This window comes from uncultured Corynebacterium sp., from assembly GCF_946998835.1.
Classification (GTDB): domain Bacteria; phylum Actinomycetota; class Actinomycetes; order Mycobacteriales; family Mycobacteriaceae; genus Corynebacterium.
The window spans coordinates 51,023-70,391 of record NZ_CAMQAZ010000002.1; the positions used below are offsets into that span (position 1 = coordinate 51,023).

At 59.8% G+C, this 19,369-nt stretch carries 18 protein-coding genes; 1 reads left to right on the forward strand and 17 read right to left on the reverse strand.

Going from position 1 to position 19,369, the window contains the following annotated elements; genetic code table 11:
* Positions 1 to 45: 45 nt before the first annotated feature.
* The 14 genes from ccsB to Q0U90_RS01085 all read right to left on the reverse strand — a co-directional run bounded on the left by ccsB (position 46) and on the right by Q0U90_RS01085 (position 16,207).
* Complete coding sequence (ccsB, locus tag Q0U90_RS01020) at positions 46 to 1,056, reverse strand: c-type cytochrome biogenesis protein CcsB (protein ID WP_297450314.1); 1,011 nt, start codon at positions 1,054 to 1,056, stop codon at positions 46 to 48.
* Positions 1,057 to 1,228: 172 nt separating this feature from the next.
* On the reverse strand, positions 1,229 to 2,947 hold the full coding sequence (locus Q0U90_RS01025) for a cytochrome c biogenesis protein ResB (RefSeq protein WP_297450317.1): 1,719 nt from the start codon (positions 2,945 to 2,947) through the stop codon (positions 1,229 to 1,231).
* Positions 2,948 to 2,962: 15 nt separating this feature from the next.
* A complete protein-coding gene (locus tag Q0U90_RS01030; protein ID WP_297450319.1) occupies positions 2,963 to 3,823 on the reverse strand; it encodes a cytochrome c biogenesis CcdA family protein in 861 nt (286 codons plus the stop codon).
* A 23-nt stretch (positions 3,824 to 3,846) separates the two neighbouring features.
* Complete coding sequence (locus Q0U90_RS01035) at positions 3,847 to 4,461, reverse strand: TlpA disulfide reductase family protein (RefSeq protein ID WP_048759308.1); 615 nt, start codon at positions 4,459 to 4,461, stop codon at positions 3,847 to 3,849.
* A 55-nt stretch (positions 4,462 to 4,516) separates the two neighbouring features.
* Positions 4,517 to 5,239 carry a histidine phosphatase family protein gene (locus Q0U90_RS01040; protein ID WP_297450328.1) on the reverse strand — a complete coding sequence of 241 codons (723 nt, stop codon included), beginning with the start codon at positions 5,237 to 5,239 and terminating at the stop codon, positions 4,517 to 4,519.
* 7 nt (positions 5,240 to 5,246) lie between these two features.
* Complete coding sequence (hemL, locus tag Q0U90_RS01045; protein ID WP_297450331.1) at positions 5,247 to 6,593, reverse strand: glutamate-1-semialdehyde 2,1-aminomutase; 1,347 nt, start codon at positions 6,591 to 6,593, stop codon at positions 5,247 to 5,249.
* 36 nt (positions 6,594 to 6,629) lie between these two features.
* On the reverse strand, positions 6,630 to 9,221 hold the full coding sequence (locus tag Q0U90_RS01050; protein WP_297450335.1) for an HAD family hydrolase: 2,592 nt from the start codon (positions 9,219 to 9,221) through the stop codon (positions 6,630 to 6,632).
* Between the two features lie 20 nt (positions 9,222 to 9,241).
* Complete coding sequence (locus tag Q0U90_RS01055; protein ID WP_297450339.1) at positions 9,242 to 9,622, reverse strand: hypothetical protein; 381 nt, start codon at positions 9,620 to 9,622, stop codon at positions 9,242 to 9,244.
* Positions 9,619 to 10,254, reverse strand: a complete 636-nt coding sequence (locus Q0U90_RS01060; protein ID WP_297450342.1) for a hypothetical protein — start codon at positions 10,252 to 10,254, stop codon at positions 9,619 to 9,621. The genes Q0U90_RS01055 and Q0U90_RS01060 overlap by 4 nt, the downstream gene beginning before the upstream one ends.
* Before the next feature lie 45 nt (positions 10,255 to 10,299).
* Positions 10,300 to 11,358 carry a porphobilinogen synthase gene (hemB, locus tag Q0U90_RS01065; RefSeq protein ID WP_297450345.1) on the reverse strand — a complete coding sequence of 353 codons (1,059 nt, stop codon included), beginning with the start codon at positions 11,356 to 11,358 and terminating at the stop codon, positions 10,300 to 10,302.
* Between the two features lie 119 nt (positions 11,359 to 11,477).
* Entirely contained in the window at positions 11,478 to 13,145 is a 1,668-nt protein-coding gene (locus Q0U90_RS01070) for a bifunctional uroporphyrinogen-III C-methyltransferase/uroporphyrinogen-III synthase (protein ID WP_297450348.1), read from the reverse strand.
* A 205-nt stretch (positions 13,146 to 13,350) separates the two neighbouring features.
* The gene (gene hemC, locus Q0U90_RS01075) at positions 13,351 to 14,283 is read right to left on the reverse strand and encodes a hydroxymethylbilane synthase (protein ID WP_297450353.1); all 933 of its coding nucleotides are present in this window, start codon (positions 14,281 to 14,283) and stop codon (positions 13,351 to 13,353) included.
* Between the two features lie 15 nt (positions 14,284 to 14,298).
* Positions 14,299 to 15,741 carry a glutamyl-tRNA reductase gene (locus Q0U90_RS01080; protein ID WP_297450356.1) on the reverse strand — a complete coding sequence of 481 codons (1,443 nt, stop codon included), beginning with the start codon at positions 15,739 to 15,741 and terminating at the stop codon, positions 14,299 to 14,301.
* A 223-nt stretch (positions 15,742 to 15,964) separates the two neighbouring features.
* The gene (locus tag Q0U90_RS01085) at positions 15,965 to 16,207 is read right to left on the reverse strand and encodes a glutaredoxin family protein (RefSeq protein ID WP_297450359.1); all 243 of its coding nucleotides are present in this window, start codon (positions 16,205 to 16,207) and stop codon (positions 15,965 to 15,967) included.
* Positions 16,208 to 16,360: 153 nt separating this feature from the next.
* Here Q0U90_RS01085 and Q0U90_RS01090 point away from each other — a divergent pair, with 153 nt between their 5' ends.
* Positions 16,361 to 17,485: an HAD-IB family hydrolase gene (locus Q0U90_RS01090; RefSeq protein WP_297450362.1), complete on the forward strand. Its 1,125-nt coding sequence runs from the start codon at positions 16,361 to 16,363 to the stop codon at positions 17,483 to 17,485.
* A gap of 230 nt (positions 17,486 to 17,715) precedes the next feature.
* Here Q0U90_RS01090 and Q0U90_RS01095 read toward each other — a convergent pair whose 3' ends face one another.
* The 3 genes from Q0U90_RS01095 to proC all read right to left on the reverse strand — a co-directional run bounded on the left by Q0U90_RS01095 (position 17,716) and on the right by proC (position 19,327).
* A complete protein-coding gene (locus Q0U90_RS01095) occupies positions 17,716 to 17,817 on the reverse strand; it encodes an AURKAIP1/COX24 domain-containing protein (protein WP_003855542.1) in 102 nt (33 codons plus the stop codon).
* Positions 17,818 to 18,060: 243 nt separating this feature from the next.
* Positions 18,061 to 18,252 (reverse strand): helix-turn-helix domain-containing protein, encoded by a 192-nt coding sequence (locus tag Q0U90_RS01100; RefSeq protein WP_005509751.1) that lies wholly within the window; start codon positions 18,250 to 18,252, stop codon positions 18,061 to 18,063.
* A gap of 265 nt (positions 18,253 to 18,517) precedes the next feature.
* The gene (gene proC / locus Q0U90_RS01105; RefSeq protein WP_297450372.1) at positions 18,518 to 19,327 is read right to left on the reverse strand and encodes a pyrroline-5-carboxylate reductase; all 810 of its coding nucleotides are present in this window, start codon (positions 19,325 to 19,327) and stop codon (positions 18,518 to 18,520) included.
* Between the last annotated feature and the right edge of the window lie 42 nt (positions 19,328 to 19,369).

The window sequence follows — 19,369 nt, forward strand, 5'->3', positions numbered from 1 at the left end:
TTCTAGTTCACCCGGCGATGCCGGCTTCGTTCGTGTGTAATCGGCTTAGTTCAGGCCAGCGTAGGAGTGCAGGCCCGAAACCACCATATTGATGAAGAAGAGGTTGAACACCATGGTCGCAAAACCGAAGATGTTAATCCACGCAGCCTTGGTATTACGCCAACCCGAGGTCGCACGAGCGTGCAGGTACAGGGCGTAGATAATCCAGGTAATCAGAGCCGTGGTCTCCTTCGGATCCCAGCCCCAGAAGCGACCCCATGCGGACTCCGCCCAAATAGCACCCAGCACAATACCCAGACCGAACAGCGGGAAGGACCAAATAGCGGTGCGGTAAGCAATCGCATCCAGCTTCTGTGCATCCGGCAGTGGCGAGACCAGCTTGCCCAGGAAACCCTTTTCGCTGCCCTTGCGGTTGTACATCCTCAGCATGTAGAGAATGGATGCCACACCGGAAATCAGCGCAATACTGCAGCCGATAGAGATGATGGACACATGAATCGGAAACCAAATCGACTGCAGGGCCGGCACCACCGGAGCGGCCTCAGTGTAGAGCTTCCTACCGCCGTAGAACATCAGCGCCAGAATCGGTGCCAGCATCCACGGCCAGAACACGCGCATGGTCTCGCGGTGCAGGACACCGGCACCAACGACCATCGCAAACAGAATGGAGACCGAAATGTACTCGTAGAGGTTGCCCCACGGGAAACGCTGCACGGCCAGGCCACGCAGTAGCACCGATGCAAAGTGCACGGCTACACCGACGTAAATCAGCATTTCCGTCACAACGCCGAGCTTGTCCGTCAGCGCCTGATTCTTAGCCACGCTTGCCGACGCCTTCGTCTCCGACTCCACCGAGTTAGCGACACTAGCGGTGGGAGCTCCATCACCAGCACCGGCGGCTACCAGCTCGCGCTCCGCAACCTGGCTCTTAGCTTCAGCGGCCGCGATACGACGGCTGTAGTAGGCAATGGAAACAACAAAGGCCACAAGATAAAAGGCGAAGGCCGTGAAGTACGACCAGTCCGAAAACTGCGCCAGTGTCTTATTGACGAGCATGTACTTGACTCCAAAGTGTGGAATTAGCGGAATACTTCTTCAAACCCTAGTACTAAAGCGGGGCTAAGCAAAAGGGGGGCCAGACACGAGGGACGCAAAAAGTTGCGCGGAGGCGAAATTTTCGCCCCCTCGCGTTCACCCCTGCAGTGTGTGGATCGGCCTTAGCAGCTAGTTAGTTTTTGGCTCTCTTGCCTTCACTGTCCTCGTCATCACTACCGTTGTCCGCCGCATCAATGTCCACAGTGTCCTGGTCGGCAGTATCCTCGTCATCGCTGTCGCGTTCCAGGATGTCATCCACGATGTACTGGAATTCCTCGCCCCAACCGGCCTTGTCCGTGCGAGCCAGGCCACCGAACTCAACGCGAGTGCGGCCATCTTCCAGCGGGAACATGCGCACCCACACGCGCCGACGCTTAATACCCAGCGACATCACCATGCCCGCCAGTGCAGCCACAGTCGCCACCAGCACCCAGAACTGCGTGGGATCGTGCGAGATCTGCAAGTTGACAAATTCCTTCGCGCCGAGGAATTCAATCTTGGTGCCGTCGGCAAGCTCGGTGGATTCGCCCTGCTTGAGGTTGACGCGGGCTTCCTTGGCTAGCTGACCCGAGTGCATCAGGTCGCGGTCGAGGGAGAACAGGCCCTGCGAGCGACCAGTGTCCAGGCCCGCGTCGCCACGGTAGATATCGACAGCCACGGCCGGGTCTTGCATAGCCGGGTAAGAGGACTGCAGCAGAGCACCCTTTTCACCGGTGAACTCGGCCGTCGGGGCAAACAGGCCCTCGATGGCGATCTGGTTCTGGCGGCGCTCGAACAGGTCCGGGTACATGCCTGCCGGCGGATCGAAGCGCAGCGCGCCTGAAGACAGGAAGAAGGTCGGGTCATCCGGGCGGAACTGAACAATCGAGGTACGCGACTCGCCATTCGGCCAGGTCACCTTGAACGCAGGCGCAAAGCCGTGCCCCTGCAAGTACACACGGTCACCGGCGATGCGCAGAGGGTGGTTGACCTGCAGCGTGGTCTTCTCCCACTCATCGACCGGCTTACGCATATCCTCCTCTTCTGCGAATCGGATGTGCGAGGTAAACATCTTGGCCTGGCCGTTCGGCAGGTAATCGGCAGCAAAGTCCTCGACCTGAATACAGAACGGGTTCAGAGTCGTACCGTCGAAGGTGTTGCCCGAGCGCAGCGAGTCATAGTTCGCCGCAGCGGTGTTACAGAACGGAACGCCCACCGCGCTGTTGACGTTGTCATCAGAAATTTCGGTGCCGGTGTTGGTCAGCAAAATGACCTGGCCCTCGTAATAAATCATGCGGCCCAAGCCGACGATGATGATTAGCAGCGCAATGCCCAGGTGGAATACCAAGTTGCCGAGCTCACGCAGGTAACCCTTCTCCGCAGAAAAGGAACGTGCCCCAGCGCGGTCTTCCTCGGCCGGAGTTTCAGTCAACGCCCACTTGGCAAGTCGCTCACGCACCCGCTCAGAAACTTCGTCCGCGGAGGAGTCGACCACGGCCTCGTCGTGAAGCGGAAGACGCTCCAACCGTTTCGGCGCCCTGGCTGGCGGCGTTTTCATAGCCTTGTAGTGGTCGATGGTGCGCGGAATAATGCAGCCGACCAGGGAAATCAGCAGCAACGCCACGATGGCGACGAACCAGACGGACGAGAAGACATCGAAAAGCTGCAGCTTATCCATGATCTCGGCGGTCTTGCCGTTGGCGGCAAGATACTGGTCGACCTTGTCCTTATTCAGCGAGCGCTGTGGCAACAGGGCGCCCGGAACCGCTGCGAAAGCGAGGATGAACAGCAAAATCAGCGCTGTGCGCATGCTGGTCAACCAGTTCCAGACCTGCTGGAAGGGCTGTCGTACCTTATTCCAATTCACCGACATCGAAGAAATCTTTCATTAAATTGGCGTTACCGTATCAGTAATAAAAGCGGCCTGAACCCAGGCAACAAAAACATCCCACAGTCCTGTGACCAGGGCAATTCCCACCAGCACCAGCGCCACACCACCGATGATCTGAATGGTTCGCGAGTGCTTGCGCAGAAAATCCACTCCCCGCATCGCACGTGCCGACCCCAGCGCCACCAAAATGAACGGCAGCCCCAGCCCCAGGCAGTAGGCGATAATAAGTGCCACTCCCCTGGCCGCGGTCATGCCCTGCGTACCTGCGGACACCGAAATAATCGCAGTCAGCGTCGGTCCCAGACACGGCGTCCACCCCAGCGCGAACACTGCGCCGAGTAGTGGCGCTCCCAGCCACGTGGTCCAGCGCTTCGGCGCCATGCGGGTGTCCTTCTGCAGCGCTGGCACCATGCCCATGAAGGCGAGTCCCATCACGATGGTCACCACGCCACCGACAATCGTCAGCGTGCGCGCCTGCAAACGCAATGTGGACACGAGCCCGAAAATCGAGGCCGACCCCAGCACGAAAATGACAGTAAAGCCCAACACGAACAACAACGCAGCCAGGCCGACGCGGGCAGTCGAGGAACGCTTGCCACGGCCTCCATCGCTGTCACGCTTATCGACGGCGGTTGCGTCCGCAGTGCCCGTCGTCAAGCCCTGGCCCTGCGCCCCCGATGCTCCGGAAATACCGGTGAGATATGAGACATAGCCGGGCACGAGCGGAATGACGCACGGGCTGGCGAAGGAGACCAGACCGGCCAGCGCAGCGGCGAGTAACCCCAACACAATGGGACCACCGGTGGCGGCGTCGGCGAACTGCTGGCCGATGCCATCGGCAAGATAGGTCGTGTCCATGGCAAGAGTTCCCATGCTGGGGCCTAGCCCTCCGCCTTCACTTCATTGACGGCCTTCATCAGCATGGTGTGGTCGACCTCGCGGAGGAAAACCTTGGCCGGGCGGTGCTGCTTGTCCAGAATGATGGTCGTCGGAATCACCGATGCCGGGATACCGCCGAGCGCGGCGGCGTTGACGAATGCCGGGTCATAGATGGACGGGTAAGTAATACCGTTGTCTTTCACAAAGTCGACGGGGGCTTGGCGGACGTTGTCGCGGACGTTGATGCCGAGGACAGTGCCGATGCCTTCCTCTTCCATCTGTTCCTGGACGTACTGCAGGTCATCGGATTCAGAGCGACACGGTGCACACCACTGCCCCCAGGCGTTTAGAACCACAATCTGGTCCTTGAAGTCATCGAGGGAGATCTTCTTGTCGTCGTCTTCCAGAGAAGGACCGAAGACGTTGCCGACCGGCTTGCGTTCCTCCGGTGCGTAATCAATGATCTGCTGACCGCCTGGAGAAACGAACTCGAACTGACCGCCGACGGCAACGGCGTCGTGTCCCACTGACTCTCCGGGGTTACATGCCGCGAGCGACAGAGACAAAGTTGCTGCCGCTAGCGTTGCTGCAATTCGGGACGATGAGACCTTGGCCACCTGGGGTGCCACCTTCCGGGGGTCAGTGAAACTTCAACAAAACTATTTATTCACCTTACAGGTGACCGGCCGGCTCACTGTAGCGCACGTCGACAATGGTGTCGCCGACGAAGATTAACGAGGTCACGCTGGCCAGGTCACACTGTCTGGTTGCCGGGTTGTGAGCCAGCTTCAAGTACCGCGCACGACGCTGAGCGGCGATGATGCACAGCTGGTGGGTCACCAGAACTGCTTCTGCGCCCTCGGCGTACTCACGGGCGCACTCGATGACGCGGAACATTCGATCAGCAATCTCCTCGTAGGGCTCTCCCCAACTCGGCACACTCGGACGACGCAGCCGTGGCCAGTACTTCGGATTCCACAGTGCAGAGTCAATGCCCTTGATGTGCAAGCCCTCAAAGGTGTTTCCGGCCTCCAGGAGATCTTCATCCAGGATTGGTTTCGTACCAATTACCTCGGTGAATGGCTTAGAGGTCTCCTGCGTGCGCTTCAGCGGAGAGCAGGCGAAGTAGCGGATGTCGTGGCCTTCGAAGGACGAGGCCGTGGCCGCTGCCTGGCGCTGACCACGCTCTGACAGGTGCCAGCCAGGCAGACGACCGTAGAGAATCTTATCCGGGTTATAAACCTCGCCGTGTCGGACGAGATGCACAACCGTGGTCTTGGCGTGCTTCGTTACGCGCTTGGCTGCCTGGGCTTCTGGCTGAGTCGGCTGCGTTTCCTGCTGCGCGGCCTCCTGCGCGGCCTCCTGCGCTGCCTGCGAGTTGGACTTGTTCGCCACGTGTCACCTACTCCGGCTTGGCGGCTGCCGCCGCCTCGGCCGCACGGGCTGCTGCACGCTCGATGATCTCGAAGTCAGCATCGGTCAGCGCAGCGGAGACGAACCAGGTCTCGTAGCAGGAAGCCGGCGGGTAGACGCCGTTGGCCAACAAGGTGTGGAAGAAGGCCGGGTAACGGAAGGTATCCGCTGCCTGCATCTCCTCGAAGTTGTGGCCCTCGCCCTCGGCGAAGCGCGGCGAGAGCATCGTGCCCGCACGCTGAATGTGGTGGGCAACGCCCTGCTTGGTCAGTGCATCGGAGAGAATCGTGGCCAGGCGATCTGCGTTGGCCGCCACGGTGTCGTAGACATCCTTCGTAGCGTTTTCCAGGTTGGCCAGGCCAGCTGCCATAGCGACCGGGTTACCGGAGAGCGTACCGGCCTGATACACCGGGCCGTTCGGAGCCAGATACTCCATGACGTCGCGGCGACCACCGAAAGCAGCAGCCGGGAGACCACCGGAGACAACCTTGCCGAAGGTGGTCAGGTCACCGGCCACACCATCAATTCCGTACCAGCCGTTGTAGGAAGTACGGAAGCCGGTCATGACCTCGTCGAGGATCAGCAGAGCGCCGTCGGCGTGGCAGACTTCCTTCAGCTTCGCATTGAAATTGTCCTGCGGTGCAACGGTACCCATGTTGCCCGCTGCCGCCTCGGTGATAACACAGGCAATCTCGCCCGGGTTCTCAGCGAATGCGGCCTTGACGGCCTCGATGTCGTTGTAGGGAACGACAATGGTGTCTGCAGCCGATGCACCGGTGACACCCGGCGAGTCCGGCAGACCAAAAGTAGCGACACCCGAACCGGCCGATGCCAGCAGCGCGTCCACGTGGCCGTGGTAGCAGCCGGCGAACTTGATGATTTTGGAACGGCCAGTGAAGCCGCGAGCCAGGCGAACTGCGGACATGGTGGCCTCCGTGCCGGAGTTGACCAGACGCACCTCTTCTACCGACGTGCGCTCGACGATGTGGCGAGCCAGGTCGGTCTCAGCCGTTGTCGGAGCGCCGAAAGACAGCCCGCGGGTGGCGGCACTCTGAACTGCCTCCACCACTGCCGGGTGCGCGTGGCCCAGAATCATCGGGCCCCACGAGCAGACCAGGTCTACGTATTCATTGCCATCAACATCCACCAGACGGGAACCCTTGGCGTGGTCAATGAAACGTGGGGTGCCACCGACGGAGCCGAAGGCGCGGACCGGCGAGTTCACACCACCCGGCGTCACCGCCTGAGCCTGTGCAAAGAACTCTGCCGAACGGTCGGTGAGCTCGACGTTTTCAGGGACATGAGGAGCATTGATGTCTTGAGTCACGGTGACCATCGTAGACGGCCACCCAGATCGAGGGCTACCCCTGCCCTACCAACGGCCCAGCTTCACTCTGAACAAATGCTTCCGACGAGACGACACTCGGCGGGAACGCCAGTCAATCCACAAGCTGGAGAAAATCATCAAAAGCGATGCCAACAGCGGGTGAATCAGGCCAGTCATCCCCAGCAGGATGACCGCAACGTTGTAGAACCACGCAAAGTAGATATTGGAGTCCATCATTCGCGCCACAGCGCGAGCGATTTCAATGGCCTCCGGAATCGACAACACGTTGTTGCGCAGTGCCACAACATCTGCGTAATCGACATCAAGGTCCTGCTTACCTTCGGTGTTGTCCATCAACACACCCACATCAGCGGCACGCAGACAGTCTCGGACATCCTTGTCACCAACCATCACGACTGTCTCGCCGTCACTGTGAACTGAACGCACCGCAATGGCCTTGCGGGGAGCAATAATGCCCGCGAATACGCGCGAGATATTCAGTCGATCCGCAAAACGACGAGCTACTGGGTACGGATCTCGCGTGATCATCATGGTGTCCACGCCCATGTCCTCCAGCTGGTCAATGCTCTCAACCGCATCGGGCTTGATGTCCTCACCAATGGTGATGACACCACGGACCTTGCCACGCCACGACACCACCATCGGAGTACCGCCACTGAGCGCAGCCACGGCCATTTTCTCGCTGAGTGCCGTGAGATCACGCGGACGCCAAACACGCGCTTCGACAAAGCGCATCTCCAGGTTGTCGTCGGAGTCCTTCACCGGAATTTCAACCTGGCCCACGAACGCACCGTCATCGGCAATAGCGACATGCACCGTCTCAATCCAGTGCGGCACCTCGCCACCACCGGAGCCCGCATCGCGGGACACACGACACGCGCGCACGATGGCCGCCGATGCCGGGTGGTTGCTCTCCATCATCAGAGCGCCCGCCACTCGCAGAACCAGGTCCGGGTTTTCATTGCGCTCAGCGGCGACATCGAGCACATGAGTGTCGCCCTCTGTCAGCGTTCCAACGCGGTTAAAAATCACCACATCAGCGGTAGCCAACTTGCGGAAAGTCTCGTTGCCACGAATCAAAATTCCGTTATTAGCACCGGCCAGAATGCCGATGCGCTGCACGGTCGACGTTGACATTGCCAACGCCACCGGTGCGATGCCGGAGAGCATAGCCAGCGCCACCGCGAGAGCACCGCTCATTGTGCCCGTCGCCAGCCACCAACCGCAAAATGCCACGCCTGCCAACGACAGCGCCCACGGCACCAGCTCTGATGCCGAGCGCACTGCGGTCTGGTGCATCACCGTTTCTTCTCGAACCGCCTGACGCAGCCAGCGCGCCATCGATGATGCCCGGGTCTTAGAACCGGTGCGCTCCACGCGCACCTTGAGCTCCGAATCCAGGTTGATTGCGCCGGCCCAAACTTTGGAGTTGACCTTGACCTTCTGTGGCTCAACGCCGATACCGAGTAGCTGCGCATCCATCGTGGACGCACCACCGATGACCGAACCATCGACCGGAATCACCGAGTTTGGTGGAACCACGATGTCATCGCCGATATTGAGCTCCGCGACCGTCACTTCCACCTGTTTTGGCTCTGCGGACTTGGCGCTCTTGCGCACCACCGTCACGTTTCGCTCAGCTGGAATCCGCAGGTTGCGCATGATCTGTCCAGTGCGCACCTTGTTGTAGCGCGTAAACATGCGGCCTGTTAGCAGCAGTACGGTCAGGCCGCAGGCAACGTCGAAGAACACTTCCGCCGAGGCACTCTCTCGATAATTGAAGGCAAACCACGTGGGCGCAGTGGTATATCCAATCTGCCCCGCGGGCCCAATAACCAGCTGCACCAGCGACCATAGCCACGCCAACAGAATTGCAATGGAGCTTGCCCCGTCCAGCGCCGACATTCGCCGACGCAGGGACGCCGCCATCGCACGGTGGAAAGGCCAGCCGCCCCACCACACCACGATTGTGGTCAGCACAATGCACATCCACTGCCAGCCCGGGAACTGCCAATTGACGTTCAACGACGTCGCCAGCACCGGAATCGACAGGATCAGGCTTCCCCAAAAACGCTGCTTGGTCACCAGTTCACGGGCCGTGAACAGGACTTCTGCGCCGCCTCCGCTTTGGCGCAGGGCCGCTTCACGACGGCGAATGCGCTCTTCCTCAATCTGCTGTGCAGCAGCCGGAACAGCGGGACGGCGGTGTTGCGTCATATCCAACCGAGTTGCGCGACGACGAAGCGTGCTGCGCGTGAGATACGACTCCACTCCAATTTCACGGAGAGCTTCGATGAACCGATTGGGATCAGTATCATCGGGCGCGGTAATCCACGCGCGACCGGGCTTGTACACAACAGAGGCCGTTACTCCTGGAAAGGACTCCAGAACGCGCTCAGCCCGCTCGGCACTTTCGGCATCCTCCATGTTTTCCAGGATGAGTGCGAAAGCTGTGTTGGATTGACCTCTGCGGTGTGCAAGCCGCTGATGAGCGCTTTCTTCCTCGATGTCCTGACGGCTGCGTGGCAATGCCTTACGAGCTGCAACTTTGGCATCCACAATCGCTTGTTCAACGCGATTGTCCAGAGAGAAGTCAAACTCACCGGTGTTACTCATGGCCTTTAAAAACTTTCCGTCTAATCCTGCGGCTGGTCGGCGCGTATGAGCGCTAATTCACGATAGAGCAACAGCAGTCCACACACCATTACCAAGCTGGGCACAATAACCCACACGGTCAGCGTGCCCGCCATAATGGCAAAGGACATGGCGAGAGCCGTGATAATCACCATAATGAGCAGGCAGTTTCGGGAGAGTTTGAACTCGGTGGCCGTCGGCAAGCAGCCACTGCCGATAAGCGAGCAGACCAGCGACACGCTCGCGACGATGTAGATGTCGCGGCTGACAGCGGCGGGAGCCTGCGAGTAATCGCCGGTGACCAGTATCAAGCTCAGGACAATCTGGCCGATGAGGGCTACGAAGAGTACCCACTGCCAGGGGCGACTCGGAAGGGACATCATTTCTTAGACTCCTCGGGCTGCTTGGCCTGTGGCTCATTCAGCCGCTGCTTCGAATCGGTGTCCTGCTTCGAAGACTTCGGCAGATGCGAACCGGAACCCTGCGCGTGCGGCGTCCACGGCTTCGATGGCCGCTGCTGGTCGAAGTAGTGCTTGGACTCCTGCGACGCTGCCAACACCAGACCAGCTACTGCGGCGGTAGCCGAGGCGATTCGCACGATTCCGCTGACGAGCACGAGGGACGCCGGCACTCCCGATTCGGAAGCCGTAGATGAAAAGAAGGACATGAGCGCTGATATGGCCAGGTAAATCGAGCCGATGACCAGCACTGTGCGGGCGCCCTCACTGCCCTTGCGCATCCGCTCGATGATGGCGAAGAACGCAATGCAGATGCCCACTGCGAAGAGGAAAGCGATGACGATAGTCGCCTTCATGGCAGCATCAATCTGGCCCTCGGTGAAGCCGGGGAAATTTTCCTTGGCGGTTTCAGGGCTCATCAACATTTCCGGATGCAGCCAGTAGGTCACCGTCGCCACTGCGGCGAGGAGTAACTGCAACACGGCAGTGACCCGCCACGCCTGCCTAGCACCCTCCACCTGCTCGGGAATTGCGGGCTTCTTCTCTTCTTTAGTCATCCGTCCACTTCTCAATAGTGATTACTGCACTTTCAACCCAGCGGATTAGAACTGGGCACGCAGCTTCTTCGCCAAGTCCACTGCGGCGTAGGTCAAAATCTGCTCCGCACCGGCACGGCGAATGCTCAGTACTGCCTCCATCATCGCAGCATCCAGGTCAATCCACCCGTTGGCAGCAGCGGCGTGAATCATCGCGTACTCACCAGAGACCTGGTAAGCGGCGACCGGCACCGGCGAGATGTCTGCGACCTCGCGCAGGATGTCCAGGTAGCTCATGGCCGGCTTGACCATCACCATGTCCGCGCCTTCGTCAACGTCGAGCTGCACCTCAAGCAGGGATTCACGGCGGTTAGCTGGATCCTGCTGGTACGTGCGGCGATCGCCCTTGAGCGAGCTGCCCACGGCTTCACGGAACGGGCCGTAGAAGGCAGAGGCGTACTTTGCCGAGTAAGCCATGATGGAAACATCCTCATGACCTGCGGCATCCAGGCCCTCACGAATTGCGGCAATCTGCCCGTCCATCATGCCCGACGGCGAAACAATGTGGGCACCGGCATCGGCCTGTGCAACCGCCATCTTGATGTAGTTGATCAGCGTGCGGTCATTCTCAACGACCGTGTTGCCGAAGCGGTCCGTGCCCAACACACCACAGTGACCGTGATTGGTGAACTCGTCCAGGCAAGTGTCAGCCATGATCAGAATGTCGTCGCCGAACTCACCTCGGAGACGGCGCAGAGCGCGGTTGAGAATGCCCTCCGGATTCCAGGACTCAGAGCCCTCACCGTCCTTATCCTCATCCAGCGGGACACCGAAGAGGTCCACCGCCGAGATGCCCGCCTCAACAGCCTCGCGCACGGCCTCCACCAGGGAGTCCTCGGTGTGCTGCACTACTCCGGGCAGGGAGCTGATTGGCTTCGGCTCATCAATCCCATCCGCCACGAACATTGGCAGAATGAGGTTCTTCGGAGTCAGCGTTGTCTCCGCCGTCATCGCACGCATCACCGGGTTGGTGCGCAGCCTGCGTGGGCGACGAATCGGGATGGGAAATCCAAACTGGTCGAGGTCGATATTGCGGGATGATTCAGAAGCTCCAGATGTAGTCATAAAGACAACCTTAATCAAAACCCGAACTCGCCCCGATTAGCCCCACTAAGAACGTGGGGCACGCTTTACGACGGCCCCCTCCCCGGCAGCCTCCATGCCTCTTTAAGCCCCTACGCCGCTTAAGACTTGGCTTTGCGCGAACGACGGCGCTTCTTGCGCGGTGGCGGCAGCTGCCCTGCAGCTCGCAGCTGTGCAACATGTTCTGCCAGCGCATCGACCAGCTCGGGGATGCTGGCGCGCTCCGGCACAACATCAACACGCAGGCCGTATTCGCGGGCAGTGGCTGCAGCCATCGGCCCGATGCAGGCAATGATGGTACGAGCATGCGGCTTGCCGGCAATGCCGACCAGATTCTTCACCGTTGAGCCTGAGGTAAAGCAAACGGCGTCGAAACCACCGGACTTAATCATGTCGCGAATATCCGCACTCGGTGGCGCTGCCCGCACGGTACGGTAAGCGACCACATCATCAACTTCCCAGCCCAGGTCAATCAGACCGTCGACAAGCACATCCGTGCCGATGTCGGCGCGCGGCAGCAGCACGCGGTTAACCGGATCGAGGTCTTCGATGTACTCCGGGAACACGTCGACGATGCCCGCGGCGTTCTGGCGGGTGTCATCCGGGAGCAGCTCCGGGGTAATGCCGAGATCGCGGATAGCAGCGGCGGTGCGATGACCAACAGCTGCGATGCGAACACCCGCGAAGGAGCGTGCATCCAAGCCGAATTCCTGGAGCTTCTCCCACACTGCATTGACCGCATTGACGGAGGTGAAGACGACCCACTGGTAGCGGCCGTCGACAAGCCCCTTGATGGCGCGCTCCATCTGCGCCGGGCTGCGCGGCGGCTCAATCGAGATGGTCGGCACCTCAATCGGGATGGCACCGTGGCCGACGAGACGGGCGCTCATCGGGCCCGCCTGCGCCTTTGCGCGTGGGACCAGCACCTTCCAGCCGTAGAGGGCGCGGTTTTCCCACCACGAGTACTTCGAACGATTGTCCACGCCCTTGCCAAGCGTGACCACCAGCGGGCCGGTCAGGTCACCCGAGAGCTGTGCCAGCGTTCCCAGCGTGACATCGTAGGTGCGCTGCAGGCGAGTCGTACCATTGACAGTCACCGACACCGGCAACGCCGACGGCAGGCCACGTTCACTGAGTTCAGAGGCAATTGCGGACAGGTCGTCCTGCACGGCCTGCAACACCAACGGCTGCGGGGCCTGCGCCAACTCGTCCCAGTCCACGTCGGCACGACCGAGATCGGTTTCCGTGTACGTCGAGCCCAACGCAATGCCAGCGAATGCCGGAACAGTGGAGGGCACGGACATGCCAGGGACAATCTGGAACTCCACCTCGGCGTGTGAGACCTCGTTAATCTCGGCCAGGAGCGAATCGTTGGTCAGCGGATTGCCCGCGACCAGGCGCACCACGTCATTGCCTTTGGCTGCTTCTTCGACAAGCAGGTCGGCCATCTTCTTGGGATCGTCGATAGGCGTGCGCAAATCTGCGGCGGTCGGCGGCGCCGGGCGCGGCGGCTTACGACGAGATCCCTTGGCCTTAGCTGCGGCGCACATGCGCTCGTAGGCTTCCTCAGCTTCCTTCAGAAGCTCTGGAGGCACAGGCACATCGGTTGCGATGAGTTCTCGAACCCCCGGCATGACATCGGCGTCGACGTAGGCGATAGCGGTGTCTGCGAGAATCTCACGGGCGCGAAGCGTCAGCAGGTCGGGATTTCCAGGACCAGCGCCGACGAACAGGATGCGTCCCGTTGCTGAGGGGAGGGAGGTGTTCATCGTTGCGGAGTGATTTCTTTTCTATTGGTTGTTCACTTTTCGTGCCGATGAGTCACTAAGGAAGAAAGCGGACATGCGACAGCGCATGTGAGTGACAGACAGTCCCCTGAATTCTCACATGCGAGCGCACGAAGGGAACCCTTATCCCAACGGCATGCATACAGGCCTATTAGCATAAAGGGTTTGAGCCAAATTAACTAACCGGCTACTTTTGAGATTCCCGCAGGGTATCGCCCATTACCTCGTGAGCACCCCGTTCGAGCAGGGCCGCTGCAACCTTCCGACCAAGCTCATCGGCCTTATCCACGGTCGCAGTAGCGGTCTCCAGCAACTGGCGCGAACCGTCCAGAGCGAACACCCCCGCCTGCAGGGTGAGTTCACCGCTGTCGCTCACTGTTGCGTAAGCCGCGACTGGAGCAGTGCAGCCCGCTTCCAGCTCATTGAGTACCGCACGCTCAGCGACAGCGCGAGCATGAGACACCGGGTGGTCAATCTTGCGCAGGATATCCACAATTTCGCGGTCAGCAGTGCGGCACTCCAGTGCCAGCGCGCCCTGGGCCGGGGCTGGCATGAGGACGTCCACATCCAGCGACTCCGCAATCTCTCCGAGGCGCCCCGTGCGCTCCAGTCCGGCGCGGGCCAGAATGACAGCGTCCACGTCCTCATTGACGCGCCCCATACGGGTTTCGATGTTTCCGCGCAGCGGCACCAGTTCCAGGTCGGAGCGCAGCGCGCGCAGCTGCGAGACACGACGCGGCGCGGAGGTGCCCACACGAGCGCCCTCCGGCAGGTCCATCAGTGGCGTGGCATCGCGGGAAATCAGTGCCTCGCGCGGATCGACGCGCTCGGGCACCGCTGCGACCATCATGTCATCTTCCGGCAACGTCGGCAGATCCTTGAACGAGTGCACGATAATGTCGCACACGTCCTCACGCAGTGCGTGGCGCAGCGCCTGAGTGAAGACACCGATGCCAATCTTTTCCACCGGGTCGTGGCGATTGTGGTCGCCGGCGGTCTTCACAATCACCAGCTCTGCAGGCTGCCCCAGCTCAATCAGTGCATCACGGACGTGTCCGGCCTGTGTCGTGGCCAGTTCCGAGCCCCTGGTACCGATACGAATAGTCGCTGGGTCAGGCATATTTTCCTCCGAGTGTTAATTTTTGGTGGCTTTAGCAGCACCCTCAATAGTGGCACTACTGTCAAGACCATACTGCTCAAAGCCCTGCATTCGCCCAATTCGGCCCTCTACCATGAGGTCTGCAGGGATATCGGTGTCAGCATACAGGCCTGTGGGGGTCGACAGCGGCAGGTCGAAGAGCTTCTGCAGTGCAAGCGCGTAGTTTCCGCCGTCCTGCTGACTGGAAAGCTTCTTAACCTGCACCGTTGGTGCGTGCAGGAGCTTATCGACGACACGGCGAACCGTAGACTCGACTTCGCGACGTTCCTTTTGGGTAAGGCCCGGCGTCTTCGTTTCCAGGCGGGCGAGTTCTGCTGCGGCCACCTCCGCTGCACGTTCACGCAGAGCGCGAACAGTCGGAGCAACCTCGTTGGCACGCTGCGCGGTGAGGTAGGACTCCAGCTCTTCGGCCACAATATCGCGCGCTGCAGCCTCATCATCGCGGCCCGGAACCTCCGTGCGGGTCATCTGCAGCAGTTCGATGTTGAACAGGGCAATGCCCTCCAGCCCGGAGACATCCTCCGCGACGTCGCGAGGCATGGACAGGTCGACGATAGCGAGCGGGCCGTGGTCGATGACATCGGTAGCTGAGACCACTGGAGCCATGGCTCCGGTGGCGCTGACGAGAATGTCCACGTCGTCGAGAACGTCGGCGAAATCATCAAGGGCAATCGCGGTGGCGGGGATGCCCGCTTCGATGGAGTGGTTGGCCAGGTTCTGCGCCCGGTCAACAGTGCGGTTGGCAATGATCAGACGGTCAATACCGCAGCGTCCCAAGTAGCTGGCAGCCAGCGAGCTCATCGCACCGGCGCCGAGGATAAGAGCCGAACGGCCCGCCAGAATGTCTGTACCCTCGGCGACATCGACGCCGGAGTTAAATCCTGGGTGGAGCGCGGCAATCGCCTCGTCGATAGCCACGGAGACCATCGACGCGCCGGCGTTATCAATCTGAGTTTCACTGTGGACGCGTTTGCCTGTGTGCAGTGCCTTTTGTGCAAGGTCATGCAGCAGGCGACCGACGGTGCCAGCCTCGTCCGCCTCCTGGTATGCATTGCGAATCTGGCCGATAATCTGCTGTTCTCCCAGCACCATCGAGTCCAGTCCCGCGCACACCGAAAATGCGTGCTCCACTGCGGCCTGCGCATAGCGAACATAGAGATGCGGTGTCAGTTCATCGAGATCGAGCCCGGTACGACTGACAATTTCGCGAACCACAGCCGATAACCCCGAGTGGAAGCCGTCGGCCACCACGTAGTACTCAACGCGGTTACAGGTCGACAGCAGCATCGCCTCGCTAATCGCTTCATCCGCGACCAGAAGAGACAAAATAGCCTCTCGCTCAGCTTCTCCGACAGAGACCTTCTCAAGCAGGGTCACCGGTGCAGACCGGTACGACATTCCGACGAGAAGTACACTCACCGCTCAATCACCGCTCTATTGCTCCTTCACAGGCCCCGTCACGGGCTTTTCACACAGCTATGACTGTCAACGCTAGACAATTCTGGCATCTCACCACAACAAAGGCATACTTAACTTCGCCTCTACCTCGCTGTTCGCAGCACTCCACGCCCTCATTACCGCTATCCACATTCTGCCATGCCGCCGCAGCTCCCTGCAGTTCGAGGATTACTGACGTGCGCGCTTATTCAGCCTCCACGATCGCCTCGATGAGCTCATCGTCATCAATCTCCCAGCAGGCGATCTCCTCATCATTGACCAAAATCACCGGCACGCGATCGCCGAATTCCATCGCCAAATCTGGGTCCGTATCGACGTCTTCCACCTGGAACTGCGCATTTCGCTCCCGCACCAACGACTCGATCTGCGCAATCACTCGCGCGCACGAGCCGCACGTCTTCCTACTCATCACCGTCACAGTCACCATAACGGCCAGTCTAAAGGGCAACGGTCTCGCTTTACGACGGCCCCTCCCCACCCATCCCCGACACATGCAGCTCTTCCTATCTGCACCTTGACACTCAGCGCGCGGACTCACCTAAAGAGCGGATACTATTTCAACAAGAGCTGCCGATTACGGATGTCGGTTGCCATGCGTAGTGAAAGAGATTTTCGTGCCGTGAGTGAGTTCAGTGCCGACGACCGCTCCCCCTTCCCTATCGATATTCTGGGCGACCTTGCATCCTCGCAAGGTAACGTCCGCAATTTTCTCGAGCAGGTAGCGCTCGCTCCGCTCAACGACGAAGCGCAGGAGGAAGCCGGCGCTGCAGCTGCCGCCAACGCGTTGGAAGCTCTCGGCGAGGTTTATGACGTCGGTGGCGAAGAGCTAGCTACGGGTTTTCGCAGTGTCGCCGGTGCTGAAGATGCCGCAGGCGGTGCACGGGTGCTCTCTCAGCCCATTCCAGGTGTCGAGCGAGATCAAGGCGCGGCAGCTTTCTTCGACGTAGACAACACACTTGTCCAGGGCGCGTCAATCTTCCTATTCGCCATGGGGCTGGTCGAGCGCGGTTTCATTAAGAAGGGTGACTTGGCCGGCATGCTGTGGAAGCAGCTGAAGTTCCGCATCTCTGGTGCCGAGAACGCCGCCGATGTGGCCAAGGCCCGCGAGCAGGCACTGGAGTTCTTCGCTGGCCACGACGTGAATGAGATGGTCAAACTCGGCGAAGAAATCTTTGAAGAAAAGATTAGTGACCGCGTCTACCAGGGCACCCGCGATCTCGCGGAGCTACACATCCAGGCCGGCCAGGAGGTTTGGTTGGTCACGGCAACCCCGGTGCAGCTAGCTCAGGTGATTGCCAAACACATAGGGTTGACCGGCGCGCTCGGCACTGTCGCCGAGGTCAAAGATGGCAAGTTCACCGGTCGCCTGGTCGGCGATATTCTCCACGGCCCAGGTAAAAAGCACGCGGTAGCAGCTCTGGCGGCATCGTCTGGGTTGGACATGTCACGCTGCACGGCATACTCGGATTCCGCCAACGACATTCCCATGCTGTCCATGGTGGGCACTGCCGTGGCCATCAATCCAGACCGCAAACTGCGCCACTACGCCCAGAAGATGGGCTGGACCGTCTACGACTACCGCCACTTCCGCTCAGCAACTTTCGCCACGATGCGCTGGCTCTCTATCGGAGCTCTGCTGGCGGGAATTGTCGGGGGCGCGGGGGTCGTCGGCAAGCGACTGCGGGACGCGTACAGGCAGAGCTAAGCGCTGCTAGGAGTACTCGAGAGTAGTGACCGCGTTTATGACAAAAATGGCTCGAAAAATGGCCTGAAAGTGCTATAAACTCGCACAGTTTCACATTTGCAGCCCGTAATCGGCAGCCCCCCCCTACCAACGGCGAAACCCGCCCCATCTCAACGAGACCGGGCGGGATTTGCTTTTAAGACGTGTACGCGACGCAGCACGCGCTCCTGCTTTAGCTGCAGGAAGCTGGCTTACTTGCCGAGCTTACGACGCTGCACGCGGGTACGGCGAAGCATCTTGCGGTGCTTCTTCTTCGACATGCGCTTGCGACGCTTCTTAATGACGGAACCCATCGGCTCGACCTCGCTATTCGTTGACTGAAATTTCTTTTCTCGCACAATGGCGGCGCCCACAATGCGGCGATACAACCACCGAGGCGTCACGCCCTCTTTTTCCTTCCACCTTCACGGCTTGATAATTCATCACCTGAAGACGATAGGAAACGGGGGCGCAGTACGACACCATGTACTAATCGGATTAATCATAGCGGGGACATATGCGTTCAGGTCAAACAGCCCCGCTTAAAGGCAGAAAATTTAACCCGCGTTGTAGAAGGAGGAGTCCAGGTATTCCTTGACTGCGGACTCATGGACACGGAACGAACGACCTACGCGCACTGCCGGCAGTTCGCCAGCGTGAACCAGGCGATAGACGGTCATCTTGGAGACGCGCATGATGTCAGCGACTTCCGCAACGGTCAGAAAGGTGCCCTTATCTGCATTCTGCATTAGTAAATATTCCCTTCGGCGCACGCGACGCGCTGCAGGCTTCCCCTCCTGCAGAAAATCGTGACACGCACGTGCTTTTCATATCCTACCGGTAGGCAAGGGGCCGGTGCGATTTTTGATAAAAAATAGGGGCATTGGCGAATGGTGTGACAATTGTGACTTCCCTATCGTCCCTGCGTATCGGATTAGCTGCCACCCCAGGCAACTCCCGATGCCCCACATATTGGGGTTACTTGCACACCCGAGATAGCTTCCGACGAAATGATTATTTACCCATCTCGTTCGCCTTGTCATAGCAAGCCTGCAGCGCGCGATGTACCGCGCGGCGGATGCCCTCTTCCTCGAAAACTCGGGTAGCTGCAGCAGTTGTACCCCCCGGGGAGGTGACGTCGGCACGCAGCGCAGTCGGATCCGCACCCTCCTGCATCATCATCTCGGCCGCACCAGCAGCTGTGGCCGATGCCAGACGCTTTGCCTGATCGCGCTTGAGCCCCAGATTCACACCGGCGTCAGTCATCGCCTCAACGAACTGGAAGAAATAAGCCGGACCGGAGCCCGAAACTGCAGTGACTGCAGACATCAGCGACTCGTCGACGACCTCAACGCTGCCAACCTTCTGCAGCAGGTCGACAACTTCATCAGTCTGGTTCTCAGTGACAAATCGACCCGGTGCGACTGCACAGACCCCCTTGCCCACCAGCATCGGGGTATTCGGCATAACGCGGATAACCGGGGTACCGACAGCACAGACCCCTTCCATTTTGTCCAGCGTGATACCCGCTGCCATCGATACCACAATCGTGTCGACCTCAGAGTCATCGAGCACATCGGCAATTTTCTCGAGCATGTCGATAATTAGGTACGGCTTTACACACAAGAACACCACGTCGGCACCGTCTACCGCACCTACCGGGTCGTCGGTATCGACAATGCCGTAGGTCTCCTTCAGACCGGCCAGGCTCTCCTTGGTGCGTCCCACCACATAAATCGAGGAGGGTGAAACACCGCCGTCGATAAGACCACCGACGAGCGCGCTACCAATCTTTCCGCCACCAATTACAGCAATTCTTGTCATGGTGGCTAAGTGTGCCAAAACTAGCCCACACATGCGAATGCA